Source organism: Streptomyces sp. HD, from assembly GCF_028369295.1.
Taxonomy (GTDB): Bacteria; Actinomycetota; Actinomycetes; order Streptomycetales; family Streptomycetaceae; genus Streptomyces.
The window spans coordinates 1-24,490 of sequence record NZ_JAQMYP010000084.1 but is presented as its reverse complement, the minus strand read 5'-3'; the positions used below and the strand labels follow the sequence as shown (position 1 = coordinate 24,490).

At 70.5% G+C, this 24,490-nt stretch carries 20 protein-coding genes; 11 read left to right on the top strand and 9 right to left on the bottom strand.

Annotation, left to right across the window (positions count from 1 at the left end):
• Positions 1-122 precede the first annotated feature (122 nt).
• The 5 genes from POF73_RS43265 to POF73_RS43245 all read left to right on the top strand — a co-directional run bounded on the left by POF73_RS43265 (position 123) and on the right by POF73_RS43245 (position 5,161).
• Positions 123-1,442 (top strand): jacalin-like lectin, encoded by a 1,320-nt coding sequence (locus tag POF73_RS43265; protein WP_272124913.1) that lies wholly within the window; start codon positions 123-125, stop codon positions 1,440-1,442.
• A 157-nt stretch (positions 1,443-1,599) separates the two neighbouring features.
• Positions 1,600-2,100, top strand: coding sequence for a hypothetical protein (locus tag POF73_RS43260; RefSeq protein WP_272124912.1), 501 nt, complete (start codon positions 1,600-1,602; stop codon positions 2,098-2,100).
• A gap of 164 nt (positions 2,101-2,264) precedes the next feature.
• Positions 2,265-2,867 carry a TetR-like C-terminal domain-containing protein gene (locus POF73_RS43255; protein WP_272124911.1) on the top strand — a complete coding sequence of 201 codons (603 nt, stop codon included), beginning with the start codon at positions 2,265-2,267 and terminating at the stop codon, positions 2,865-2,867.
• A gap of 142 nt (positions 2,868-3,009) precedes the next feature.
• Positions 3,010-4,356, top strand: a complete 1,347-nt coding sequence (locus POF73_RS43250; protein ID WP_272124910.1) for a hypothetical protein — start codon at positions 3,010-3,012, stop codon at positions 4,354-4,356.
• Positions 4,357-4,402: 46 nt separating this feature from the next.
• The gene (locus tag POF73_RS43245; RefSeq protein WP_272124909.1) at positions 4,403-5,161 is read left to right on the top strand and encodes a hypothetical protein; all 759 of its coding nucleotides are present in this window, start codon (positions 4,403-4,405) and stop codon (positions 5,159-5,161) included.
• Positions 5,162-5,230: 69 nt separating this feature from the next.
• On the opposite strand, the gene POF73_RS43240 is transcribed toward POF73_RS43245, so the two are convergent.
• The 4 genes from POF73_RS43240 to POF73_RS43225 form a co-directional block, all read right to left on the bottom strand.
• On the bottom strand, positions 5,231-6,103 hold the full coding sequence (locus tag POF73_RS43240) for a trypsin-like serine protease (protein WP_272124908.1): 873 nt from the start codon (positions 6,101-6,103) through the stop codon (positions 5,231-5,233).
• 191 nt (positions 6,104-6,294) lie between these two features.
• Complete coding sequence (locus POF73_RS43235; RefSeq protein ID WP_443049749.1) at positions 6,295-6,720, bottom strand: NUDIX hydrolase; 426 nt, start codon at positions 6,718-6,720, stop codon at positions 6,295-6,297.
• Positions 6,721-6,793: 73 nt separating this feature from the next.
• Positions 6,794-7,570, bottom strand: a complete 777-nt coding sequence (locus POF73_RS43230; RefSeq protein ID WP_272124907.1) for an isocitrate lyase/PEP mutase family protein — start codon at positions 7,568-7,570, stop codon at positions 6,794-6,796.
• Positions 7,567-8,007, bottom strand: coding sequence for a hypothetical protein (locus POF73_RS43225; RefSeq protein WP_272124920.1), 441 nt, complete (start codon positions 8,005-8,007; stop codon positions 7,567-7,569). Before POF73_RS43225 ends, POF73_RS43230 begins: the two co-directional genes overlap by 4 nt.
• Positions 8,008-8,289: 282 nt before the next feature.
• Here POF73_RS43225 and POF73_RS43220 point away from each other — a divergent pair, with 282 nt between their 5' ends.
• Positions 8,290-8,652 carry a hypothetical protein gene (locus POF73_RS43220; RefSeq protein ID WP_272124906.1) on the top strand — a complete coding sequence of 121 codons (363 nt, stop codon included), beginning with the start codon at positions 8,290-8,292 and terminating at the stop codon, positions 8,650-8,652.
• Positions 8,649-9,317, top strand: coding sequence for a hypothetical protein (locus POF73_RS43215; protein ID WP_272124905.1), 669 nt, complete (start codon positions 8,649-8,651; stop codon positions 9,315-9,317). Before POF73_RS43220 ends, POF73_RS43215 begins: the two co-directional genes overlap by 4 nt.
• Here the strand turns inward: POF73_RS43215 and POF73_RS43210 are convergent.
• Both POF73_RS43210 and POF73_RS43205 read right to left on the bottom strand, forming a co-directional pair.
• Positions 9,301-11,001, bottom strand: a complete 1,701-nt coding sequence (locus POF73_RS43210) for a DUF2264 domain-containing protein (protein WP_272124904.1) — start codon at positions 10,999-11,001, stop codon at positions 9,301-9,303. The two genes, POF73_RS43215 and POF73_RS43210, sit on opposite strands and share 17 nt — an antisense overlap.
• A gap of 69 nt (positions 11,002-11,070) precedes the next feature.
• A complete protein-coding gene (locus POF73_RS43205; RefSeq protein ID WP_272124903.1) occupies positions 11,071-12,096 on the bottom strand; it encodes a rhamnogalacturonan acetylesterase in 1,026 nt (341 codons plus the stop codon).
• 187 nt (positions 12,097-12,283) lie between these two features.
• Between POF73_RS43205 and POF73_RS43200 the strand changes: the two genes are divergently transcribed.
• Positions 12,284-13,948, top strand: a complete 1,665-nt coding sequence (locus POF73_RS43200; protein WP_272124902.1) for a rhamnogalacturonan lyase B N-terminal domain-containing protein — start codon at positions 12,284-12,286, stop codon at positions 13,946-13,948.
• A 7-nt stretch (positions 13,949-13,955) separates the two neighbouring features.
• On the opposite strand, the gene POF73_RS43195 is transcribed toward POF73_RS43200, so the two are convergent.
• Complete coding sequence (locus POF73_RS43195) at positions 13,956-15,368, bottom strand: RICIN domain-containing protein (RefSeq protein ID WP_272124901.1); 1,413 nt, start codon at positions 15,366-15,368, stop codon at positions 13,956-13,958.
• 1 nt (position 15,369) lies between these two features.
• Positions 15,370-16,449 (bottom strand): glycoside hydrolase family 43 protein, encoded by a 1,080-nt coding sequence (locus POF73_RS43190; protein WP_272124900.1) that lies wholly within the window; start codon positions 16,447-16,449, stop codon positions 15,370-15,372.
• Positions 16,450-16,648: 199 nt separating this feature from the next.
• Here POF73_RS43190 and POF73_RS43185 point away from each other — a divergent pair, with 199 nt between their 5' ends.
• The 3 genes from POF73_RS43185 (at position 16,649) to POF73_RS43175 (ending at position 22,476) form a co-directional block, all read left to right on the top strand.
• Positions 16,649-18,748, top strand: a complete 2,100-nt coding sequence (locus POF73_RS43185) for an autotransporter-associated beta strand repeat-containing protein (RefSeq protein WP_272124899.1) — start codon at positions 16,649-16,651, stop codon at positions 18,746-18,748.
• Between the two features lie 356 nt (positions 18,749-19,104).
• Entirely contained in the window at positions 19,105-20,028 is a 924-nt protein-coding gene (gene mmuM / locus POF73_RS43180; RefSeq protein WP_272124898.1) for a homocysteine S-methyltransferase, read from the top strand.
• A gap of 228 nt (positions 20,029-20,256) precedes the next feature.
• Positions 20,257-22,476, top strand: coding sequence for a D-alanyl-D-alanine carboxypeptidase family protein (locus POF73_RS43175; RefSeq protein ID WP_272124897.1), 2,220 nt, complete (start codon positions 20,257-20,259; stop codon positions 22,474-22,476).
• Between the two features lie 144 nt (positions 22,477-22,620).
• Here POF73_RS43175 and POF73_RS43170 read toward each other — a convergent pair whose 3' ends face one another.
• Positions 22,621-24,105, bottom strand: coding sequence for a peptidoglycan D,D-transpeptidase FtsI family protein (locus POF73_RS43170; RefSeq protein WP_272124896.1), 1,485 nt, complete (start codon positions 24,103-24,105; stop codon positions 22,621-22,623).
• Positions 24,106-24,490: the final 385 nt, after the last annotated feature.

The window sequence follows — 24,490 nt, the reverse complement described above, 5'->3', positions numbered from 1 at the left end:
CCGGACACGGCGGAACGCCACGTCCCTCACTGTTTCCCCAACAGACCTTGTACGTCACCCTGGTTGACATCGAACCTGAACAGCACTCATCTTCTTCGTCACCCATCGGAGACACCCCCACCATGAGAAGACTGATCGGCACGCTCGCTGCCGCGGCCCTCGCCCTCACCGGCCTCGCCACCACCGGCTCGGCCCCCGCGGCGGCCGCCGCCACCGGCACCTTCAACGTCCTGACGTACAACGTCGCCGGCCTCCCGGAAGGCCTGAGCTCCGGCAATCCGGAGAGAAACACCCCGCTGATCTCGCCGCGCCTCGGTGCGTACGACATCGTGAACGTCCAGGAGGACTTCAACTACCACGCGGCCCTGTACGCGGGCGACGACCACCCGCACCGCACGGCGACCAGCGGCGGTGTGCCCTTCGGCGACGGCCTCAACACCCTCTCGGACATCCCCTTCGAGGACTTCGAGCGGGTGAAGTGGAACAAGTGCACGGGCACCAACTGCCTGACCCCCAAGGGCTTCTCGCTCGCCCGGGTCCGCCTCGCCGAGGGTGCCTTCGTGGACCTCTACAACGTCCACACCAACGCCGACGACTCGGCCGACGCGCTGGCCGCCCGCCGCGCCAACGTCGAGCAGCTGTCGGACTTCATCCAGGCGAACTCCGCCGGCAACGCGGTGATCGTCATGGGCGACACCAACACCCGCTACACGCGCACCGGCGACAACATCCGCACGCTGGTGAGCGAGAACGGCCTGACGGACGCCTGGGTGCGGCTGGTCAAGGGCGGCACGCCCCCGGCGGCGGGCAGTGACCCGCTGCTGTGCGACGCGAAGGCGCCGACCAACGACTGCGAGGTCGTCGACAAGGTCCTCTACCGCGGCAACAAGCTGCTCACCCTGAACGCCACCCGCTACAACAACGACTGGGCGAAGTTCCTCCGCGAGGACGGCGAGCACCTGTCCGACCACTTCCCGCACACGGTCGACTTCTCCTACACGCTCAACTCGTCCCTGAAGGCCAGCGACTTCTTCGGCGGCCCGCACGGCACGGCCTTCAACGACGCCGACGACCTGCCGGCCGCGCCCGCGCCCCGCACCCTGACCCTGCGCGGCAGCTCCCGCCTGGACGCGCTGTCCCTGACCCACGACGGCGGCACGACCCTCACCCACGGCGGCACGGGCGGCACGGCGACGTCGCTGACCCTGGCCTCCGGCGAGCACCTCACGTCCGTCAAGCTGACGCAGGGCCAGAAGGACGGCCGTACCCGACTCTTCTCGGCGTCCTTCACGACGGACAAGGGCCGCTCCCTGTCCTCCGGTACGGCCACGTCGGACACGAAGACCTTCACGGCACCGCCGGGCCGGCAGATCGTCGGCTTCACCGGACGGTCGGGCGACGAGCTCGACAAGCTCGGCGTGCTGTACGCGCCGATCGGCTGACGCCGCTCGGTGAGGGGGTGGAGCGGGCGGCGGCGATTCTCCGTCCGGCCGGGTCGAAGGCCACGGAGATCGCATTGCACAATGTGCACGTCACCTTGATCCACACACCGTGCCCGTCCGCTCCCCCCTGCCCCTCCCCCTGCCTCGAAAGAACCCCATGCACCGCGACCCGTCCTGGGACCCCCTGCCCGTGCGCGGCACCGCTCGCCTGACCCTCCAGTTCCTGCTGACCACGGTGTACGCGCCGGTGCACTGGCTGCTGTGCACGACGTTCACGTTGGCGTTTCTGGCCCTTGCCGTCCCGCTCGAACTGATCGGCTGGATACCCGGGGTGGAGGCCGGTTACGGGAAGTTGTTCGACGCGCTGTACAGGGTCTTCCCCTGGTGGCCCCGCTGGTTCGTGACGCTCCCCGAACTCCGCCACGAGGGAGACGCCGCCTTCTACCAGGCCCGGCTTGAGGCCAAGCTCGCCCGATGGGCGGTCAAGTGGAAGCAACCGCAGGCGGAACTCCCCGTGCGCACCTACCGCGCGGTGGGTGCGGGTTATGCGGCGCAGCGCCTGGGTGAGTACGGCTGGGGGCTCCAGGACCCGGCCTCCCAGCGGCCGTTGACCGGGCTGAAGCTGACCCGTACGGCTCCGGTGCAGACGCCCGCGTGATCCGAAGCCGGATCTCCTCCACGGCGGCCCGCATCGCGGCGACAGCGCCCGCGACGGCGCCCTGAGGCGACCGGGGCGCTTCCCGTGGAGGCCCTCGCTGGAGCCCTCTAGGATGGCTCCTAGAGGGTTTAGGCCAGGTCACGTATTCGGAGGTCACCCGCCCCATGGCCCGCGCAGGACTCACCGCCGACCGGCTCGCCGCGGCCGCCGCGGATCTCGCCGACGAGGTCGGGTTCGAGAACGTCAGTCTGTCCGCGCTGGCGCGGCACTTCGGTGTGAAGGACGCGAGTCTGTACTCGCACGTCAGGAATCTGCAGGACCTGCGCACCCGGGTCGCGCTGCTGGCCGGCGGCGAGATGATCGACCGGATCGCGGCCGCGGTGGCGGGGCGTGCCGGGAAGGACGCGCTCGCCGCCTTCGCGGGCGCCTACCGGGAGTACGCCCTTGAGCACCCGGGGCGGTACGCGGCCACCCAGATCCGCGTCGACCAGGCCCTCGTCGCCGACTCCTCCGCGATGCGCCGCACCGCCGAGATCACCTACGGCATGCTCCGCGCCTACGGCCTTGAGGAGCCCGACCTCACCGACGCCGTCCGGCTGTTGCGCAGCACCTTCCACGGGTACTGCGCCCTGGAGTCCACGGGGGCGTTCGGCGCCCCCCGCGACGTTCAGGAGTCCTGGGAGCGCGCCGTCGACGCCCTGCACGTGGCCCTCGTGAACTGGCCGCGGAACGGGCAGGTCCGGCAGCCGCCCCAGTTGTCACCCTGACCACTTAGACTGGAAGCTTCGCGGAGGTCCCACGCCGCCGCCACGGGGGAGGGAGCGCGGCTTGTCCCAACAGCAGGTCGGACGCGGCCCCTTGAGGCCCCGTCAGCCCGGCCCCACACCCCCCGCTCCCGACGAGGATCCCGTGGACGGATCACCCCCGGCGCGTTTCGTCGGCTGGCTCGGCGGCCTGGGGTGCGCCGCCGCCGGGTACGGCGTGTTCCAGTTCCTGTTCAGTGTGCTGCCCGACTCGCTCGACGGCTCGGCCGCCCGGTATGCGATCGCCGGGGTGAGCGGACTCGGCACCTCCGTCGCGGCCTGGCTCGCGGCGGCGCTGCTGCGCGCCCGGGCGGCAGCGGCGACAGATCCCGCGCTTGCCGCCGCCGTGGGACCGGCGGCCATCGCGCCGGGGGCACCCGGCCCGCTCCCCCAGGTCTTCGCCTCCGCCTACGACTCCCTCGTCGACCAGGTGTCCGTCGTGGACGACCCGGAGCGCGGGCGGCTCACCGGCTGGCCGCACTCCCTCGGCGAGGACTCGCCGTCCCGGCCCACCCCCGTCGGCACCGCGTACGGCCTGCACATCATGCTCGACCTCGGTGTGCCCGACGGCCGGCTGAGCACCGGCGACCTGGTGGACACGCTGTGGCGGCTGCGGCTGCCGGAGGGCGGGTGGTCGGCGCGGTCGCAGGGTTCCGAGGCGCGCCCCGAGGTCACCGCGCTGGTGCTGGGCGCGCTGGCCCGTGCGGGCACCTCCGCCGAGCGGCTGGCCGCCGAGGTGGACCTGTGCGCCGAGGGGTTCACCCGTCGACTCGACCGCGCCGGGCGGGAGTCGACCCATGTCGTGACGACCGTGCTGCGCGGTCTGCTGCGTGCCGCGCCCCGCTGCGAGGTGCTGCCCCTGATGCGCGAGGCTCTGGCGGACGGCACGGTCAGCGACCCGCGCCGCGACCATCTGCGCTGCTGGGGATACCGTCTGCAGCCGCCGTACGGCAGGCCGTCCCCGCTGCACACCGCGCAGGCCGTCGTCGCCCTCGACCGGGCCGCCCGGGTCCTGGGCGAGGACGGTGACGCGCGCGCCGCCCGGGCCCGGGCCGCCCGCGAGGACGGCGTCCGCTGGCTGTTGTCCTGCCCGGACGCGCCCCACGACACCTGCCCGGACCTGGAGAACGTGCACGAGGAGGTACGCCGGCCCCGCACCGACGACCCCTCCCGCCACGAGGTACTGAACGTCCGGCACTTCACCGCCTCCTGGCTGGTCCGCGCCCTGCTCTCACCGGGCGCCCTGGAGATCGCCCGCACCGAGGGCCTGGAGGACGAGTGGCGGGTCCGGCTGGACGGCGCCCTCGCCGCGGTGTGGGCGGGGCAGACGGACGGCGTCTGGTTCTGGGCGCTGGGCGGCGGCACCGACCTGCGGCGGCCCATGTGGATGACCTATCAGGGACTGTCGGCGCTGCGCGCGCATGCCGTATGGATGTATCAGCCGGTTGGCTGAACTCGAAGATCTCGAAGGTGGCGAGCGGTTGTCGGAGGGTGAGTGCATGGGCGGTCGGCAGGTCCTGGCGGCACGGCGACTGCTGGCCGGGGCGCTGGACGGTGAACTGCCCGAGCACGAACTGGCGGCCGCCGCCCGCTCGGCGGTCACCGAACTCGGTGCCCCCGACCGCCTGTTGGAGCTGATCTCCGAGCTCTCCTCCGGCGAGGGGGATCCGGAAGGCTGTGCACGGCTGTCGTACCGTCACGTCCTCGGTTTCGACAAGCTGCTGCTGATCGACGGCGGCCCGCGCCACATGCTGCGCGCACATGTGTGGCATCCGGGTGCGGGCGGGATCGGCGCGGAGGACATCCACAACCATCGTTCGCCGCTGGCGTCCTATGTCGTCCGGGGCCGGCTGGCGATGGAGTTGTACGAGGTCGAAAAGGACGGCGAGGGCGGCGACGCCGATCGTGTGGGCGCCGAGGGTATCCCGGCGGCCCGGTACGAGGAGTCGCTGGCGGAGCGGTCCGCGGACTGGGTGCTGAGGCCGGCCGGTCCGGCGCGGCTGCGGCTGACGCACACGGGGCAGTACGCGGCGGGCAGCTCGTACGCCCTGCCCGCGCACACCCTGCACCGGGCCTGGTGCGACACGGACGCGCCCACGGTGACGCTGTTCCTGGAGACGGGCGCCGAACGGCGGCGGCACACCGATGTGTTCACGGCGGCGGGACCGCATCCGGGGGCGGTGGCGAAGGTGCCGCTGGAGGTGCAGGACTATCTGGACGCGTTGCGAGAACTGGCGGAGCGCCTCAGGACCTGGTGACGGCTCGCGCCACCCCCTCACCCCGCCCACCCGGCGACTTCGTGCCCGGGCAGGCGGGGGCGGTGCGGGTTACGGGAGTTTCACGAACGGCGACAGGAAGGCACGGGCGCCCGGGGTGTCCAGCCGGTACGTCACGTTCGTCGCGTAGCAGGGGGTGTCACCGGTGATCGTGGTGGCGGCCAGGACGTTCTTGCCGCCGATCACCGCGAAGTTGGGGCCGCCCGAGTCGCCGTAGCAGGCACCGCCGTTGCCCTGCGGTGCTGTCATGGCAAGGCGTGCCCAGGAGTCGTTGAGGGCGTCGAAGGTGACGGGCGCCTTCATACGGACACCGCCGCCGGGGTGGGTCTGCCCACCGGGTCCGTTGACGGCCTCCTGGGTACCGTATCCGGCGACGAGCCAGTCGGTGGCGTTCAGGCCCTGCGGTCCGAGCGCGCCGAGCTGGTTCGCGGTGGGCAGGGTGGCCGGGGTGAAGGTCCAGCGGGCCTTGACCTTCGTCGCGGGCAGCTCGATCACCGAGATGTCGTGGGTGTCCGACGCGGGCCCGGGGAAGTCGGGGTGGCTGTGAGCGGTGCCCTGTACGGCCACGGCCCTCGCCTGTGCGCCCGGGTCGCCGGGGTATTTCTTGGCGGCGGCGTCGAGGCCGGACTGCACGTCCTGGTCGAGGGACACGTAGAACTTCACGTTGTCGGGCCAGTCGGTGGTGCAGTGCGCGGCTGTCAGGAAGGTGTCCGCGTCGATCATGGTGCCGGAGCAGACCCAGTCGACCCGGTCCGGGGTCGCGGGATCACCGTCGTTGTCCCAGGTGGCCACGAGCGCACCGACCTCGGTGCGTTCGGGTGCGGGCGTCGCGTTGTACGAGTTGATGGCCGAGGACGGCAGCGCCGTGGCGAGCACGGCCGCACAGGCCGCCGCGGTGACGGCGGTGGCGCGTATGGCTGACAAAAGAACAGACCCTTCTGCAGGTGAGCTTGGGTGTTCTCCTGTGGGGGGTGCGCCAAGTGAAACGCCCGGGGACGGCTGCGACAAGAGTGTGTCCGCTGCCGCAGGGTTTTCCCTATGCGTTCCCTGTCCGATCAGCTCACCGTGCGGAAGCGGACCGCCGGGCTCAGGGCTCAGGGCTCAGGGCTCAGGGCTCAGGATTCGGTGTAGGCCTGGGAGACGATGTCGAGGTTGTACGCGTCGATCTCCACGCTGGTCAGTTCGGACCGGCCGAGCCATCGGGCGTCCTGATCGGGCTCGGGAAGGGTGACACCCTCGGACAACGGCCTGACCAGGAAGTTCTCCTGCCAGTTCTTGATCTCGTGTCCCCGGTAGTCACTGACGAAGGAGGACTCGCCGACCTTGCGGACGACCTCGCCGAGCAGTCCGGTCTCTTCCTTCAGCTCCCGCAGCGCGCCGTCCTCGGGACTCTCACCGGGCTCCAGCTTCCCGCAGGGAACTCCCCACACCCGCGGCAGGAAGCGCTCCTTCTCACTGCGGCGCACCAGAAGCACCCGCTGCTTGCCGTCCATCACGACGGCGGCCGCCAGGCGCCTGTCGCCGGGGATGTCCATGGTCATGGTTCCTCGGTCCCTCGCCGGTGATGAGTCCAAAGGGTCTGATACCCGGGAAAGAGTCAACGGTAACAGGAACCTACGACCCCTCGCTGTGAGTCAAGTCGCCCCGGCGGCTCAGCGCATCCACGGCACCGTACGACGGGACGGCACCACCCGATGTCCGCCCTTCCCTGATGTCCACGGCCGTCTCCAGCGCCGCGCCCAGCGCCCGCCGGTAGAGCAGCGAGCCGAGGCTGACGCGGCGGACGCCGAGGTCGGTGAGGTGCGGGACGGTGGGTCCGGTCGGCGTGTAGAGGATGTTGAGGGGCACGTCGAGCTGCCTCACCAGGGCGGCGATGCCCCGGGGTTCGGTGAGCCCGGGGACGAACACCCCGTCGGCGCCCGCCTGCTGATAAGTGTCGAGGCGTTGCACGGTCCCGACTCCGTCGCCCAACCAGTACGTGTCCGTGCGGGCGTTGACGAACAGGCCGGGTGCCGCCGCCTTGACCGCGGCGATCTTGGCGGCGTGCAGCGTGCTGGAGCCGAGCCGGTCCTCCAGGTTGATGCCGACGGCTCCGACGGCGGCGAGTTCCCGGGCGAACTCCCCCACTTCGTCCGGATCTTCGCTGTAGCCGTCCTCGGCGTCGACGGAGAGCAGATAGGGCTCCGAGCCGAGGGCAAGGGTGAGCCGGAGCGTCTCGTCACGGGTGTCCGACGTCCCGTCGGGCAGTCCGGCCGCCGCGGCGACCCCGAGGCTGGTCGTGCCGATGGCGGGGAAACCCTGTGCGGCGAGCGCACCGGCCGAGGCATGGTCCCAGGCGTTGGGCAGGAGGAGGGGCTCGTCTCCGTGGTGGAGGTCGGTGAATGCGGTCACCGCAGTTCTCCTACGGCGTCGACGTAGAACGTCTCTCCTACGGCGTCGGCGTAGTACGTCGATTCGTCGAGGTGCCGGGCGAGTTCGCGGAAGCTCCAGCCCTCGCCGGGCGAGTGGTCGAGCTGGTCGTCGGTGAGCGCGTCGAGCCGGTTCGCCCAGATGCGGGCGAGCCGGGTCAGCCTGCTGCGGGCCTCGTCCAGGTCCTGCCGGGTGAAGGGGGCGAGGTCCGCCTCGGTGGTGACGGTGGAGGCGTGCCAGTGGTCGGGCTGCGGGGTCTCGCCGGCCAGCCGGGCCTCCAGCTCGGCCAGGTGGTCGATGAGGTGGTCGGCGACGCGGCGGATCGCCTTGTGCGGGGTGTAGACGCGGTCGTCGACGCGGGCGGTCGTGCCGTCCCAGTCGGTCCAGGTCGCGGCCAGTGCGAGGACGTGGTCGACCATGCCGGTGACGGCTTCGGCGGGGGTTCTCGGGACGGCTTCCGCAGGGCCCCTGCGGACGGCTTCGACGGAGGTGTCGCGGGCGGTTTCGGTCATACCCGAGACGCTAGGCCCGGGTCGTTTCGGTGCCGGCCGAAGTGACCCGGCACACTCCGTGAAACCTCAGCAACTTGCCCGGCCCGGGCGGCGACAGGGGTGCATGACTTCCGCAAGACACACGCCCTCCGCTGCCGGCAGGGCCGCCCGCCGCCGGGTCCATGCGGCACGCAAGCCCTCATCGCGGGCGTGGCCGCCACCGCCGCTCTGGTCGGCGCCTGGTGCGCCACCGCCGGCGCGGCCACCAGCACCGCGCCGAACCTGTCCCCGACGACCACCGCGGTGAGCCTGTCGGCCGAGTTCCCCTCCCAGTCGGCGGGGTACAACAACGCCCGCGAACGGACACGCACGGCGACGGCGGTCGCCCCGAACGGCACCCTGCGGGTGGCCTGGCCCGCCTCGGACGGCATCCACGTCACGCCGCTGACCGTCGCCGACCACGACGACTGTGCAGGTCGCTCGTCTCAAGCCCTGAGCCCTGCCGGCCCTCCCCTGTCCACGTACTGTTGCGACGATCATCATCGCGACGAGAACACGCGGGGGCGCACATGACCATTCACCGACCGGGGCTCGCGGAGGATCTTCCGCCGGGCGAGGAGCTGTGGGCGCGGTGGGCACTGCTCGCCGCCGTCAAGGCGACCACCGAGCAGGAAGAGCGACCGAGCGCGCACCGGACGGGCCACTGGATCGACGAGGAGGGCCTGCACTGGGACGACGCCGGCTGCACCTGGTGGATCATGTCCAGGATGGGCGAGGGCCGGTTCGTGCTCTACGGCGAGGACGAGTCGAGCGGCGTGAAGTGGCACAAGCCGCCGATCGACATGCTGGCGGGCGGCCCCGACTGGCTGCCCTACGCGGAGCTGCGTGACCGGCTGGACGGGTACGAACTCGGCTGTGTCTACTGGTACGAGAACGGGGCCTGGAGCCGGGCGCCCTACCCCGACGGCCTCGATGATGACGGCCTGGACTGCGGCATGAGCGACTTCGTCGACCGTGCCAGGCTGCTGGAAGAGCTGACACTGCGCATCGACGACTCGGCGGCCGGCCCCGGTACGGAGAACCTCCTGGCCGACGCGGAAGCACACCGGCTGGACGCACAGCTACTGCTGGAACGGCTGCGCTCCCACGCCGACGGTGATCCTCTGGACCCGCCCGCCGTCGCCAGGTCCCTCGACCGGGCGGGTATCACGGCCCAAGAGGTCAGGCGCGGGCTGTAGCGCGCACTTCGACGTCCTCCCCGTCCGCCAACCGCACCCGGACCTCACGCCCGTCGCTCCAGCGGGCCCGGATCCCGTCCTCGTCGTCCACGCGCACGGTCACCAGTTCGTCCAGCGGCGCGGGTTCCGGCTCGGCCGTGAGGCGGGCGAGGGCGATGAAGAGGGTGGCGGAGTCGCCGGTGACGCCGGTGAGTTCGCGGCTCAGGCCGGCGGCGGGGCGGATCTCGGCCCGCGCACCGTCGCGGCAGGCCCATCCGGTGACCCGCACCGGTGTCCCCGGCTCGGCCCCCGCCACCAGATGGGCCCGCACCTCCACGGCCCCGTGCGCGAGCACCACACTGGTGACCCGGACCCCGTCCCCGGCCGAGTGCCGCGAGGCCACCCAGCCCTCCCCCACTCCGAGCGGCACGATGTCCGTACGGCTCGGGTCGGCGCCGACGATCACACTGTTGTCGTACGACGGTGAGGGCTCCGTCGCCGTGGAGTAGGCGAGGCGCGTGTAGTACGGGTCGTAGCGGACGTCCTCGCTGCCGTGGTTGTGGAGGCGGACCAGACCGTCCGAACTCGTGGACTGCAGAAGCCAGTTGGGGGCCGCGAGGGCGGTGACCGCGTCCGTGCGCTCGGCGGGGGCGGGCTCCTCGGCGGACGTCCACACCTCGTGGTCGGCCGGGAGCAGCAGGCCGAGGAAGCCCTTGCTCGCCCAGTACGGGGACGCCGGGCCCGAATAGCCCTGCAGGACGGCCTCGTCGGGGCCCTGCCAGCCGAGGGTCAGCAGGCCGTTCGTGTCGACCGCGCCGCGCTCCAGGAAGTACTTCAGCGCACCGGAGGCCAGCCGGCGGGTCTCCCCCGGCGGCAGCGGCGTACGGCCCGTGAGGGCGCCCAGCCACAGGGGGGCCGTCGTCGCGAAGCGGTAGGTCAGGGAGCGGCCCTGGTGCATGGGGGCGCCGTCGCCGCCGAACAGACGGGCGTAGTCCTCCAGGTGGCGGGAGAGCCTGCCGCCGTAGAGGTCGAGGAGCCGTTCGTCCTGGGCGAGCCAGGCGTGCAGCACCGGGTAGAGGTGCATCGCCCAGCCGTTGTAGTAGTCGTACTTGCGGCCGTCGCCGTCGGTGTACCAGCCGTCGCCGACGTACCAGTCCTCGATGCGCTCCAGCCCCCGGTCGATCGCCTTGCGGGACTTCTCGGTCTCGTGTCCGATCTCCTGGAGGAAGCCGCCGACGGTCACCGGGAACAACTCCCAGTTGCAGGGCCAGGCTTCGGCGGTCAGCGCGTCCCCGAGCCAGGCCGCCGCGCGCTGCCGTACGCCGTCGTCGAGGCGGTCCCACAGCAGGGGCCGGGTCAGGCGCAGAGCGAGCGCGATCGAGGCAGCCTCGACGAGTGGCTGGCTGCGGTGCTCGACGCGGGGCCAGGCACCCGAGACGCCGGCCGCGAGGCCGTCGGCGTAGCGCTGCAACGCGGTCTCGTCCCGTCGGAAGGCCGCCAGGAGCAACGTACGGGCGTAGCCCTCCAGGCCGTCGGAGAGGCGGCCGGACCAGCTCTCGCGGTCGCCGGGGAAGTGGTAGAGGGCGCGGTCCTCGGTGGCGTACGGCTCCACGGCGGCGAGCAGGGTGTCGGCGGCCGTCTCCCAGTGGGCGCGGGTGTAGCCGGTGTGCGGGCTGAGGGAGCGGTTGTCGGGCGGCAGGTGCATGGCTCTCTTTCCGGCTCGAAAGGGGTCAGGCCTGGGGCGCCCCGGTTCCGGTCGGGGCGCCCCAGGGGCTCATCCCACCCGCACCGAGCCCCGCGGCACCAGATGCCGGGCGACGAGTTCGTCGCGGACCAGGCCCGCGTAGAGCGTGGCGCCGTGCACCGAGGTGTGGGTGTTGTCCCGCTTCTCGTTGTAGAGGTACAGGGCCTTGGACGCCTCCACGCCGAGGGTCTGCACCAGGGTCTTGGTCTTCGCGGTGAGGTCGATGAGGGGGACGTCGTGGGCGGCGGCGACCGAGCGGATCACGGCGGGGTGGTCCACGCCGAGGCCGTTGACGAGCAGGGCCGTGTTGTTGTCGAGCGTGCCGTCGGCGTTGAACCAGCGGCGCACGATGGGGGTGACGAGGACCGGCTCGCCGCCCTTCTCGCGGACGCCCGCCACCAGTGCCTCCAGGTTCGCGCGGTACGTCGCCTCGTCGGTCGTCTTGTCGTTGTGGGCGAGCTGGATCAGGACCAGGTCGCCGGGGCGGATCCGCGGCTGGACGGTGGCCCACAGGCGGGAGTCGGCGAGGTAGCTGACCGTGCTCTCGCCGGAGTCGGCGTGGTTGGCGACGGACAGGCCCTTGCGGAGGTACCGCGGGAGCTGCTGGCCCCAGCCGGAGTACGGGTCGCCGGGCTGGTCGCAGACCGTGGAGTCGCCGACGAGGAGGATCTGGCGGGCGTGCCGGGCCGGGGTGACCTTGATGCCGGCGAGTGCGGGGGCGGAGCCGCCCAGTACGAGGTCCAGTCCGGGGGTGCCCGCGGCACCCGTCGGCTCGCCCTGCGGGGTGCGGACGTCCACGGTGAAGCTGCGGACGACCCGCTCGCCCGCGGGGGCGGCCGTCTCGGGGAGCAAGGACCGTCGGGTCTCGCCAGTCACACTCGTGCTGGACGCCGACTCACCGCCCAGGAGGACCTGCACGTCGTAGGTGCCGGGCGAGACGTCGAAGTGGCAGGCGGTGGCGGTGCAGTCGGTGTGGGCGGCCTGGACCGGTGCCGCCGTCAGCACAGTACCCAAGGTGGCGGCCGCCACCAGTGCGGCGATGCTGAAACGTCTCATGCGCGACTCCTCGCTCGGATGAACCCGGCGTGCGCCTGGACCGTACCTGGTTGGACAAGCGCTTTCTAGATGGTCGCTTCAATTCGTTGAACTGCCCAGTACAAGCGTGCACAAGCCCTTTCGCGAAATCGATTCAACTGTCACTCTGCACAACGCCCGCACCCCACACTCCGAAGGAGGCACCCCCATGTCCGGATCCCACGGCAGATCCGTTCGCCGCCGCACCTTCGTCCTCGGCGCCACGGCCGCCGCCGGCACGGTCGCCCTCGCCGGCACTGCGCGCGCCGCCGCGTTCGGCTGGAGCGACGACGGCTCGAACTATGTCGTCGACACCGGCGCCAACCTCGTCTTCAAGGTCAGCAAGTCCAACGGCGACCTGACCTCGCTGGTCTACCGGGGCACGGAGTACCAGGGCTACGGCGGCATGAACTCGCACATCGAGTCCGGCCTCGGCAGCTCCACCGTGTCCGTCAGGCAGTCGGGTTCCACGATCCTGATCTCGGTCGCGTACGGCACGCTGCGGCACTACTACGCGGCCCGCAGCGGCGAGAACAACATCTACCTGTGGACCAACAAGGCCGACACGTCCGTCTCGGCGACCCGCTACATCCTGCGTGTGAAGAAGGGCCTGTTCCTCAACGACGAGCCCGACTCCTACACGTACACGAACAGCACCGTCGAGGCCTCGGACGTGTTCGCGAAGTCCGACGGCCAGACCCGCTCGAAGCACTACGCGAAGCGGCGCGTGATGGACTACGACTACCTCGGCTGGTCCGGCGGCGGCGTCGGCCTGTGGATCGTGCGCAGCAACCACGAGAAGGCCTCCGGCGGCCCCTTCTACCGCTCCCTCCTGCGCCACCAGAGCGCGGACGGCGGCGGCCTGTACGAGATCCTGTACTACGGCCAGAACCAGACCGAGGCCCAGCGCTTCGGCCTCCAGGGCCCGTACGTCATCGCCCTCACCGACGGCGGCGCACCCTCCTCGGCCCTGTTCCCGGGCGCCCTCACCACCTCGTGGGCGGACTCGCTCGGCATGTCGGGCTACGTCGGCGCGAGCGGGCGCGGCAAGGTGGCCGGAGTGGGGATCTCCGGGCGGAACACGGCGTACCCGTACACCGTCGGGATCGCCAACTCGGCGGCCCAGTACTGGAGTCCGGCGCGGCCGTCGGACGGCTTCTTCTCGATCGGGGGTGTGCTGCCGGGGACGTACACCCTCACGGTCTTCAAGGGTGAACTGGCCGTGTACACGACCTCGGTGTCGGTCACGGCCGGCGGCACGACCACCCTCAACACGATCGCCGTGCCGTCCTCGAACGACCCGAGCAACGCCTCCGCGATCTGGCGGATCGGCGACTGGAACGGCACGCCGAGCGGCTTCAAGAACGCCGATCTGATGACGTACGCGCATCCGTCGGACGTCCGGGCCGCGGCCTGGACCGGCAATGTGGTGATCGGCAACGGCGAGACGGCGGCCTTCCCCTGCTACCTCTGGAAGGACGTCAACAGCGGGATCCTGGTGTACTTCAGGCTGACGGCGGCGCAGGCGGCGGCCGCGCACACTCTGCGGATCGGGGTGACGACGGCGTACGCCAACGGCCGCCCCCAGGTCACGGTGAACGACACCTGGACGTCCGCGATCCCCTCCCCGCCCACCCAGCCGAGCACCCGGTCGCTGACCAACGGTTCGTACCGGGGCAACAACCACACCTTCACGTACAGCGTGCCGGCGTCCGCCTGGAAGACGGACACCGGCCAGTACAACGTGCTGCGGATCGACGTGGTGAGCGGTTCGGGGACGACGGGCTATCTCAGCGCGGGCACGGCGATCGACGCGATCGACCTGCTGGCCTGACGGCACCTCATGTCCCGCGCGTCCACTGCTGGTTCGTGCCGCCGCTGCACGTGTACGTGATGACGGCGGCGGCGTTGGCGGTGGACGCGCCGTTCACGTCCAGGCACTCCCCGGTCGCACGGGACTTGATGTTCACGTAGGAGCCGGTGGTGGTCACCGACCACTGCTGGCCGGCGGAGGAGGCGTTGCAGCTCTCCTGGCTGACCGTGCTCGCGTTCTCCTGCACGCACAGGGAACTGTTCCTGACCATCAGCTGGTAGTAGCCGCCGCCCACCGACTTGAACCAGTACTTCTGGTTGGCGCCGCCGTTGCAGTCGTACTGCTTGATCTGGGCGCCCTGCCAGAGCGACTGGCTGGTCACGTCGGCGCACTTCGACGAGTGCCGGGCGATCAGCGTGTTGTACGTGGCACTCGTCCCGCTGATCGAGCCGGTGGCCGTGTCGATGGTGACCTCCGGGGACCAGGACATGGACATCGAGGTCGCGGAGGGGAAGGTCAGCGGCAGCCAGACGTAGCGGGAGTCGTTGACGGTGCCGCCGAAGGAGTTGCCCCAGCGGTCGCCCAGGTAGAGGTACGAGGTGGTCGAAGTGCCCTGCACGGGGAGGACGTACGCGGTCTGCGAGCCGTAGGCCGTGGAGTCGCCGATGTTCTTCATCGCGGTCCACGGGCCGGCGATGCTGGTGGCCGTGGCGTACTGCTGCTGATTGGGGTTCCAGCCGGTGGCGCCCGAGGTCAGCATGAAGTAGACGCCGTTCCGCTTGAACAGGGCGGGGGCCTCGCGGTGGCCGCCGTGCCAGGGGTCGGCGACCAGGGCGGCGATGCCGGTGTAGTCGCTGGTCAGGCGGTAGATCTGGAGGTCGTAGTTCTCACGGGCGGCGGAGGCCATGTAGCCGGTGCCGTCGGTGTCGACGAACACCGTGATGTCGCGGGACATGTGCTGGCCGAGCGGGCGGAAGCTGCCCTGCCAGGCGTAGTTGCCATCCACCGTGTCCGATACGGCGACGGCGGCGCGGGCCTCGCTGTAGTCGGTGCCGTTCTCCTTGTGCATCCACATGACGAACTTGCCGGTGGCGGCGTTGTACATGACCTTCGGGCGCTCGATGTTGGCGGTGGCCAGCTCGGCGGCGCTGGACTGGGTCAGGACGTGGTTCCTGAACTCCCAGTTCTTCAGGTCGGTGGAGCGGTAGGCGTCCACGTAGCGGAAGGTGTTGTCGGCGTTGCGGTGCTCGCCGAACCAGTAGTAGTACGAGCCGACCTTGATGACACCGCCGCCGTGCGCGTGCACGGGGTTGCCCGAAGTGTCGGTGAACTGCGTGCCGTTGGTTACGGTCTGGGCTGCCGCCTGGGCGGGACCGGCGGTGGCCAGGGCGCCGGCCAGGGCCAGACAGAGGGCGAGCAGAACCGCGTGCACACGTCTCATATCACGCACTCTCCTTCACCGCGTCGGCCACGGGTATACCGAAGTTCGGGGTGCCGTCCGGGTTCCAGCCGAGTTTCTGGACGCGGGTGTGGCGGTTGGGGTCGTTCAGCGGGTCGCCGACGATCTCCTTGTACTGGCGGGCGTGGTACACGAGGACGTCGCTGCGGCCGTCCTCGGCGACGGTGAAGCAGTTGTGGCCGGGGCCGTACTGCTTGGTGGTGTCGTTGCTGGTGAAGACCGGGGTCGGGGACTTGGACCAGCTGGCCGGGTCCATGAGGTCGGCGTCGGCGTCGACGGTCAGCAGGCCCAGGCAGTAGTGCCAGTCGGTGGCGGACGCCGAGTAGGACATGAAAAGGCGGCCGTTGCGGGCGATGACGGACGGCCCCTCGTTGACCTTGAACCCGATGCGCTCCCAGTCGTACTCCGGGGTGGTGAGCCGGATCTGAGGGCCGGTCAGGGTCCATGGGTTCGCCATCTTCGACAGGAAGATGCCGGTGTTGTTGTCCATGCCGGGCTCGTGCTGGGCCCAGGCGAGGTAGCGGCTGCCCCGGTGGGTGAAGGTGGTGGCGTCCAGGGAGAAGGTCTCCCAGGCCGTCTTGAGCTGGCCCTTCTCCACCCAGGTCCCCTTGAAGGGATCGCGGTTGGAGTTCTCCAGCACCCAGATGCGGATCTTCCACACGTCCTCGGCGGGGGCCGCGGCGAAGTAGATGTACCACTTGCCGCCGATGCGGTGGATCTCCGGCGCCCAGATGTGCGCACCCATGTCGCCGGTGGCGTGCTTGGTCCAGATGACGGACTCGGCGGCGGTCGCGAGGCCGGCGAGGGTGCGGGAGCGGCGCAGGATGATGCGGTCGTACTCCGGGGCCGTGGCGGTGAAGTAGTAGAAACCGTCTGCATGACGGTGGATGTGCGGGTCGGCGCGGTTGCGGACGAGCGGGTTCGCGTACGGGGCGGCCTTCGGCGGGGCGGCATGGGCGACACCGGGGAGGGCCGCGGCGGCACCGAGGGCGCCGGCGGCTGCGGCACCCTTCAACAGCAGTCGGCGGCTGGGGACTTCGGGCAGGTCGTGTTCGCGGCTCATGCGGACTGCCTCTCGGATTCTCATGGGGGGAAGTGTTCGAAATGACGGACATCATCTGCCATTCCGAACGCCGAAAAGGTAAGCGTGTGACACCTGGAGGTCAACGGGTTCGACGAGAAGGAGAGGAGCACGGGGAGAGCGCTTTCCCTCGGCGGGCGATTTTCTGTTATCGGCCGCCTCCCGCCCCGTCTCCGATGATGTGCGCAGCCTTACTCATACGACAGCAGCGGCCGCCGGCGCCCTCGTGGCCGTCGCCGCCCTGACCGTGGCCGCTCCCCCGGCGGCCGCCGCCACCCGGGACGTGACCGCCGACGTGCTCGCGGGCCGGGACGTGACGCTCAGCGGCGACACGGTGGTCACAGTGCCATCGGGGACGACGACGTACGACGGCGTCCTCCGCGGCGAGGGAACACTCACCGTGCGCGGCACCGGCACGCTGATCCTGACCAGGGACAGCGACTTCACGCTGCCGAAGTCCCGGCAGCGGCAGAAGGTGAGCGTCCTCGGCGGCAACCACCCGTACGTCACGACGGCCGACGCGGATCCGCCCGCGATCACGGTCGCACGCGGCGCGACCCTGCAGTACGGCAACGGGGGCACGGCCGGCCTGATCGGGCACTTCCCCTACAACACCCCGGCCTTCCGGCTCAACCAGAACAACATCCGGGTCGACGGCACCCTGCGCCTCTCCCTGACGAGCGCCTACAACCTGGGCACGATCAGCGGTTCCGGGCTGATCGCCCAGCCGCGTTTCCTCTGGGGCACCTGGGACCTGTCGGGCAGCCACTCCTTCTCCGGCGTCATCGACAACGGCACACAGGTCAACGCCGGACGGCCGGAGTTCGCGACCTCGCTGCCGAACATGCGCAAGGTCCTCAACCAGGGCACGTGGACGGTGGACACGCCACTGGGCCAGACCGTCACCATGGGCGTGGACTTCTACCAGCGCGAGTACGGCAGCGACATCAACGTCCAGTCCCGGCCCGGCAGCAAGGTCGTCCTCACCGGCCAGTACAGCTGGTCCGACCAGGGCGGCGACACCAACCCCTCGCTCAGTGACCCCGCCCTGAACTGGACGCCCGCGCGCAAGAACATCAACAAGCGCGGCACCAACATCAAGGGTGCCAATGTCCAGTGGGGCGACGGCACGACGAACAAGATCTTCATGCCGGGCACGGCCGAGACGGTGTACATCAACCTGCTGGCGGCGAGGTCCCGTTCGCTCCTGACATTCGACTACAACGGCCCGGTGACGCTGGGTGCCCCCATCGGCGGCGGCCGGTTCCACGACACGCTCGCCGCGCCCGGCGCCGGGGACATCGTCATCAAGGGGACCAAGGGCAACGACGTCACCTTCGCGGCCGTGCAGTACTACGACGGCTCCACGACTGTCGAGAAGGGCGCCGTGCTGCGCCTGGGCAGCGGCAGGTCGGGCGGCGACGGCGGGCTCTACACGCGGGGCGGGCTCCACAAGGTCGTCAACAACGGCTCCCTGGTGCTGAACAACACGCGCAAGGCCCTGTCCCTGCCCCGGATCAGCGGCAGCGGTTCACTTACGCAGTCGGGGTCCGCGACGACGACCCTGACGGGGAGCGCGGTGACGTACACGGGCGCGACGACGGTCAGGAAGGGAACCCTCGCCCTGCGCGACGGCGCGACCCTCGCCCACAGCAGCGCGATCCGGCTGACGTCGGCCGACTCCCGCCTGGACGTCGGCACTTCGGGGCTGCGCGTGGCTGCGGGGAAGTCACTGACCGGCAAGGGCACGGTCAAGGGAGCGGTGACGAACGGCGGTGTGGTGGCGAGCGGGCTGACCGTGTCCGGTGACTACACGCAGTCGGCGAAGGGCGGACTGGTCCTGCGCGGCGCCCCGTTGAAGGTCACGGGCGCGGTCCGGCTGTCCGGCGACCTGGACCTGGCGTCCGCCGCCACGACGCCGAAGCCCGTCCGGAAGATCACCATCGTCGACCACAAGGGCCGCACCAAGACGACCGGCACCTTCACCGGCCTCAAGGAGGGCGAGAAGCTCCAGCTGAACGACACCACCTACCGCATCAGCTACCGGTCCGGCGACGGCAACGACGTGACCCTCACCGCCGTCACCAGTGCTTCCTCCGCAGCCTCCGCCCACCCCCGCCCCCCGGCCGACGCCCCCACCGCGAACACCACCGCCAACGGCCTCGGCTGGTGGCCGTACGTCCTGGCCGCGGGCCTGCTCGCCGGCCTCGCCATTCCGGCGACACGGATGGGCCGGGGACGCGGGAGGCGCCGGGGAGGTCGGCACTCGGCGCACGGATAGGCCGTGGGGCTGCCAGAGCTGCGCGAGGCCGGACTCGTAGACATGGGCCTCGCGCCGCCAGTAGTTCCAGTGCCGGGGATCCTCCGTGGCCGCCCAGCCTCCGGTCGCCGCCTTGCGGCGGGTGAGCACCTTCAGGACGGCCGAGCGGTCGCCGACGACCACCCGCCAGACGCCGGCCGTGACGCCGCTCCCGGGGTTGTGCACGAGGGGTTCGAAGGCGGGCCGGCCAGCGCCCAGGACCTCGCGTACTTCGTCGTTCACGACGGCGGTCTCCAGCATTCGGCAAGGCTGGGGCCCGCACCGCCGGCCGCCCTCTGAACCGTCACGTCCGCCGCACCTCGACTACCGTCGTCGGTATGACCAGCGCCCTTCCCCTCGCCGAAGCCCTCGCCGCCGGGACCGTCGTACTCGACGGCGGCATGTCCAACCAGCTGGAGTCCGCCGGGCACGATCTGAGTGACGAGCTCTGGTCGGCGCGGCTGCTCGCCGAGCGGCCCGAGGCGATCACCGAGGCGCATCTCGCCTACTTCGAGGCGGGGGCGGACGTGGCGATCACGTCCAGCTACCAGGCCACGTTCGAGGGGTTCGCGAAGCGCGGCATCGGTCGGGAACGTGCGGCCGAACTCCTCGCCCTGAGCGTCGAGCTGGCGCGCGAGGCGGCTCGGCGGGCGCGGGCCGGGGGTGTCGCACGGCCACTGTGGGTGGCGGCGTCGGTCGGGCCGTACGGGGCGATGCTCGCGGACGGCTCCGAGTACCGGGGGCGGTACGGGCTGAGCGTGGCCGAGCTGGAGCGCTTCCACCGGCCCCGGCTGGAGGTGCTGGCCGGGGCCCGGCCCGATGTGCTGGCCCTGGAGACCGTGCCGGACGCCGACGAGGCCGCGGCACTGTTGCGAGCGGTGCGCGGGCTCGGGGTCCCGGCCTGGCTGTCGTACTCCGTCGCCGGTGAGCGCACCCGGGCGGGGCAGCCATTGGAGGACGCCTTCGCCCTCGCCGCCGACGCCGACGACGTGATCGCCGTCGGCGTGAACTGCTGCGCGCCGCAGGACGTCGAGGGCGCCGTCGCGACCGCCGCCCGCGTCACGGGCAAGCCCGTCGTCGTCTACCCCAACAGCGGCGAGGCCTGGAACGCCGAGGCCCGCGCCTGGGACGGGCGTTCCTCCTTCGCCGCCGAGCAGGTGCGGGGGTGGCGGGAGGCCGGGGCACGGCTGATCGGGGGGTGCTGCCGGGTGGGGCCGGAGGCGATCGGTGCCGTCGCTCGTGCGTTGGCGGGGGTGCGGTAGCCGGGGAGGCATCTGGTCGGTTTCAGGTCACCGCTGGTAACACCCGACGTCGTGCTCGAACAATGATCGGTTACTCTTGCCGCGCCGCCGCGTGACGATCGCCGACCGGTCCCCTGGGGGCCGCGGATCGCCCGGCGAGCATCACCGACACCTGCTTCAAATCACGTGACGCGCCCGTCCGCCCGTCTCGTAGGACGCATGTGTCGCGAGCGCGTGAAGGAGACAGCGATGGCGGACCGAACGCCCGACACCGACGTCCTCGACCAGGACGACCCGCCGACGGACTCCTCCGGTGCGAAACCCGACCCGGGCGCGGACTTGAAGGCGGAGCGCGTCGGGCAGCCGCCCGAGGAGCCGACGTCGGAACCGGAACCGGAGCCGGAGCCGGAGCCGGCGGAGGCTGCGGCGTCGGAGACACCGGAGGCTGCGGCGTCGGAGACACCGGAGGCTGCGGCGTCGGAGACACCGGAGGCTGCGGCGTCGGCCGAGGCCGCGGAAGCCGTGGAGTCGGCAGAGGCCCCGGAGGCGGTGGAATCGGCGGCCGGGTCGGGTGAGTCGGAGTCGCCCGAGGAGCCGCAAGAAGAGACGCAGGAAGAGGCACACGAAGAGGCGCAGGAGTCGGAGCGGCAGGCGCAGGACGCCCCCGTCGCATCGGTTCAGGAACCTGACGAGCCGAAGGACTCTGCCGGTGAACCGGCGGAGGAGGCGGAGACCGCAGACGAGGCCGAGGGGTCGGAAGAGGCGGCGGACGAGTCGGAAGAGGCCGACGCGGATGCCGAGACCGACACGGATGCCGAGACCGACACGGATGCCGAGACCGACACGGATGCCGAGACCGACGCGGATGCCGAGGCCGACGCGGATGCCGAGGCCGACGAAACCCCGGCTCAGGACGCCGATACGGTCACCGCCGACGCCCCGGACACCGCTGACGCCGAGGACACCGAGGACGAGGACGCCGACACCGCACCCGACGAGAGCACCGAAGCGGACCCCGAGCCCGAATCCGAGGAAGCCCCCACCTCAGAGGAGGCGGCGGAGGAAGACGCTCAACCCGCCCCCGCCCCCGCCTCCGCAACTGCAACTGCAACTGCAACTGCAACTGCCAACGCCACCTCCACCTCCACCTCCACCTCCACCTCGCCCACCCCTGTCCTCGCCTCCTTTCCCTCTCCCATCCCTGCCCTCCGCAGGATCAAAATCCGGTCACCCCTCACAGCGCTCCTGGCGGCGCTCCTCGCCACGCTCCTCGCAGTGGGCGTCCTCGTCGTCCAGCTGCTCCGCCCGCTGCCCGAACCGACCCTCGCCGTCGACGCGAAGGTGTCGTCGTTCACCGTCGGCGGGGGCGCGTTCACCATGCCGTGGCCCGAGGAGGGACAGGGTGCGGTGATGGTCGCGGGCACGGGGACCATCGGGACGTTCGGGGAGCAGAAGCCCGTCCCGACCGCGAGTGTCGCCAAGATCATGACGGCGTACGTGATCCTCCGCGAGCACCCCCTCAAGAGGGACGAGCCGGGCCCGCACATCACGGTCGACGCCCGGACCGTGAAGGAGGGCGAGGCCAAGGACGAGTCCCGGATCGAGGGTCTGCGGGTCGGCCAGACGTTCAACCTTCAGGACATGCTGAAGATGCTGATGATCCCGTCTGGCAACAACGTGGCCCGGCTGCTGGCCCGTTGGAACACCAGGACCGAGGACGAGACCGCGTTCGTGCGGAAGATGAACGAAGCGGCCAAGTCGCTCGGCATGAAGAACACCACGTACACCGACCCCAGCGGCCTGGACAAGGGCACCGTCAGCACGGCCGTCGACCAGCTGAGGCTGGCCGAGGCGGTCATGAAGTTCGAGTCCTTCCGCGCCGTCGTCTCCATGACCTACGCCGACATACCCGGGGTAGGGCGCATCCACAACAACAACTATCCGCTGATCTCGGCCGGACTGAGCGTCAGAGGCATCAAGACCGGCTCCAACACGCCCGCGGGGGGCACGCTGTCCTGGGCGGCGTACAAGACGCTGGACGGCGAGGACCGGCTGATCCTCGGCACGATGATGGACCAGCACGCGACGGGTCCCGACCCCAACGGCTCGACCAGCCTCCAGCTGGTGCTGGACAACAGCGAGAAGGTCATCAAGGCGGTCCGGGACGCGCTCACCTCGGCGACGGTGGTGAAGAAGGGCCAGGTCGTCGGACATGTCGACGACGGTCTCGGCCGCCGTACGCAGGTCGTTGCGACGAAGGACCTGAAGGTGATCGGGCTGCCGGGGCAGAAACTGACGGTGGCCTTCCGCGACAGGGACAAGTCCCTTGCGGGCGGGGCGAAGTCCGGGACCGTGGTCGGTGAGCTCACGCTGGGCGGCGGTGTCGCGGAGGCCCGGAGCGTACCGGTGGCGCTGAAGTCGGGGCTCGCGGAACCGTCTCTCGGGACGAAGCTGACTCGGATCGGCTGAGGCCTGCCCCCCCTGGCCACCACCGACCACCACGCTTCACCGCCGATCACCGTCGATCACCGACGCAGATGGCTCCCACCCTCCAGGGTGGGAGCCATCTGCGTCATCAGGCCCTCTCGACCGCCGAACCCAGTGCAGTCCGGATCAGTTGTCCAGCACGGCCTTCATCACGTCCCGCGCGATGGGAGCGGCCAGGCTGCCGCCGGAGATGTCCTCACGCGAGATGTCCATGGCGGTCGGGTCGATGAAGACGGCCACGGCGACGGACTCGCCGTCGTCCTTCATGCCGTACGAGACGAACCAGCCGTAGGGAACCTGCTCGCGCACATCCACGCCGCGCTGGGCCGTGCCGGTCTTGCCGCCCACCGTGACCCCTTCGATGAGGGCCCGGCGTGCGCTGCCCTCCTTGGCGGTGTGCTCCATCATCTCGCGGACCTTCTCGGCCGTGGACTGGGAGACGGCCTGGCTCATGACCTCAGGCTTGTGCTCCTCCAGGGCGCTCAGGTCGGGGGACCGCAGCTGGTCGACGATGTAGGGCTGCATGACCTTGCCGTCGTTCACCATCGCGGCCGTGATCATGGCCATCTGCAGCGGCGTACTGGTGAGGCTGCCCTGGCCCATGCCGGTCAGCGCGGTGCCGGGCTTGTCCAGGTCCCCGGGGTAGAGGCTCTTGCTGGCCCGCAGATCACCGAAGTCGGAGGAGTAGACGTCCTCGTTGAACCCGAACTTCTCCGCCGTCTCACGCATCTTGTCCGCGCCCACCTTCACGGCCGCGTCGAGGAACACGTTGTTGCAGGAGTACTGCATGGCGGTCTTCAGCGATGCCTTGTTGCACACCCCGTCCCCGGCCTCGCTGCCGATCTTGTTGGTCGACTGCGGCAGGGGATACGGCGACGGCGCGCCCGAGGCCGCGTCGACGTCGGTCACCACGCCGTGCTCCAGCGCCGCCGCCGCGGTGAGGATCTTGAAGGTCGAGCCGGGCGGGAACGTCTCCCGCAGCGCGCGGTTGGCCAGCGGCTTGCCCTTGTCGGCACCGAGCGCCTTGAACCTGTCGCTCTCCTTGAGGGAGTTGCCGGCGAACTTCGCGGGGTCGTACGACGGCGTCGAGACGAGCGCGAGCACCTTCCCGGTCTTCGGGTCCAGCGCCACGACCGAGCCGCGGGCGTCGAGCTTGGTGAGGCCCTTGTATCCGGCCTCCTGTGCCTTGGGGTCGATCGTCGTGATGACGTCGCCGCCCCGCCGCTGCTTTCCGGTGACGACATCCGTGAAGCGCTCGAACGCCAGCCGGTCGTCCTGGCCGCTGAGCACGCTGTCGTAGATGCCCTCCAGGAACGTCATCCCCATGGCCTGGGAGGCGTATCCGGTGACCGGCGCGTACATGGGGCCGTTCTTGTAGGTGCGTTCGTACTTGAGGTCCGACCCGCCGGACTCCGCCGAGCCCGTGATCGATCGGGCGCCCACGATGATGTCGCCGCGAGGTACCGAGTACTGGTTGATCAGTACGCGTCGATTGTTGTCGTCGGTGGCGAGGTCGTCCGCCTTCATGTACTGGAGCCAGTTGGCCCGGATCAGCAGTGCGAGCATCAGCAGCCCGCAGAAAATGGCTATGCGCCTCAGCGGCTTGTTCACGCGGTAGCACCCCCAGCGACCGGTATGCGTCTTGTTGGCCGAAAGGCGTCGGCGACTGGCTGATGCCCTCGTGACAGCACTAATGGGGCATGAGTCGGAGTCGAAAGAACCATGCCAGTACTTTAGTTGAGCGAGTTGCCGTCTTCCGGGACCGATAAAAGGTGACTGGATATCGGGCTACGGATGGCTGTAGCGGTCACCTAGGCTCGCCCTCGAAGCGACCCTTTGTCCCAGGGCGGGCAATTCCGCGAGGCCGCCAAGGCACCTCCCTTTCTCGGCGCACGTGCACACGCTCGGCGCACATGCCGACGCCCTGGAGAGCTCGGCTCGGTCGCTGCAACGGGCATCCGACGACCGCACAGCAAAGGGACCCCGCGTGACGAAT

Bases quoted from the DNA above. Each gene is read 5' to 3' on its own strand.
- mmuM (WP_272124898.1), top strand. From the start codon at position 19,105: ATGACCAGCGCCCTTCCCCTCGCCGAAGCCCTCGCCGCCGGGACCGTC.
- POF73_RS43175 (WP_272124897.1), top strand. From the start codon at position 20,257: ATGGCGGACCGAACGCCCGACACCGACGTCCTCGACCAGGACGACCCG.
- POF73_RS43265 (WP_272124913.1), top strand. From the start codon at position 123: ATGAGAAGACTGATCGGCACGCTCGCTGCCGCGGCCCTCGCCCTCACC.
- POF73_RS43200 (WP_272124902.1), top strand. From the start codon at position 12,284: ATGTCCGGATCCCACGGCAGATCCGTTCGCCGCCGCACCTTCGTCCTC.
- POF73_RS43210 (WP_272124904.1), bottom strand. From the start codon at position 11,001: ATGCACCTGCCGCCCGACAACCGCTCCCTCAGCCCGCACACCGGCTAC.
- POF73_RS43190 (WP_272124900.1), bottom strand. From the start codon at position 16,449: ATGAGCCGCGAACACGACCTGCCCGAAGTCCCCAGCCGCCGACTGCTG.
- POF73_RS43225 (WP_272124920.1), bottom strand. From the start codon at position 8,007: ATGGTCGACCACGTCCTCGCACTGGCCGCGACCTGGACCGACTGGGAC.
- POF73_RS43245 (WP_272124909.1), top strand. From the start codon at position 4,403: ATGGGCGGTCGGCAGGTCCTGGCGGCACGGCGACTGCTGGCCGGGGCG.
- POF73_RS43255 (WP_272124911.1), top strand. From the start codon at position 2,265: ATGGCCCGCGCAGGACTCACCGCCGACCGGCTCGCCGCGGCCGCCGCG.
- POF73_RS43260 (WP_272124912.1), top strand. From the start codon at position 1,600: ATGCACCGCGACCCGTCCTGGGACCCCCTGCCCGTGCGCGGCACCGCT.
- POF73_RS43205 (WP_272124903.1), bottom strand. From the start codon at position 12,096: ATGAGACGTTTCAGCATCGCCGCACTGGTGGCGGCCGCCACCTTGGGT.
- POF73_RS43195 (WP_272124901.1), bottom strand. From the start codon at position 15,368: ATGAGACGTGTGCACGCGGTTCTGCTCGCCCTCTGTCTGGCCCTGGCC.
- POF73_RS43215 (WP_272124905.1), top strand. From the start codon at position 8,649: ATGACCATTCACCGACCGGGGCTCGCGGAGGATCTTCCGCCGGGCGAG.
- POF73_RS43235 (WP_443049749.1), bottom strand. From the start codon at position 6,720: ATGACCATGGACATCCCCGGCGACAGGCGCCTGGCGGCCGCCGTCGTG.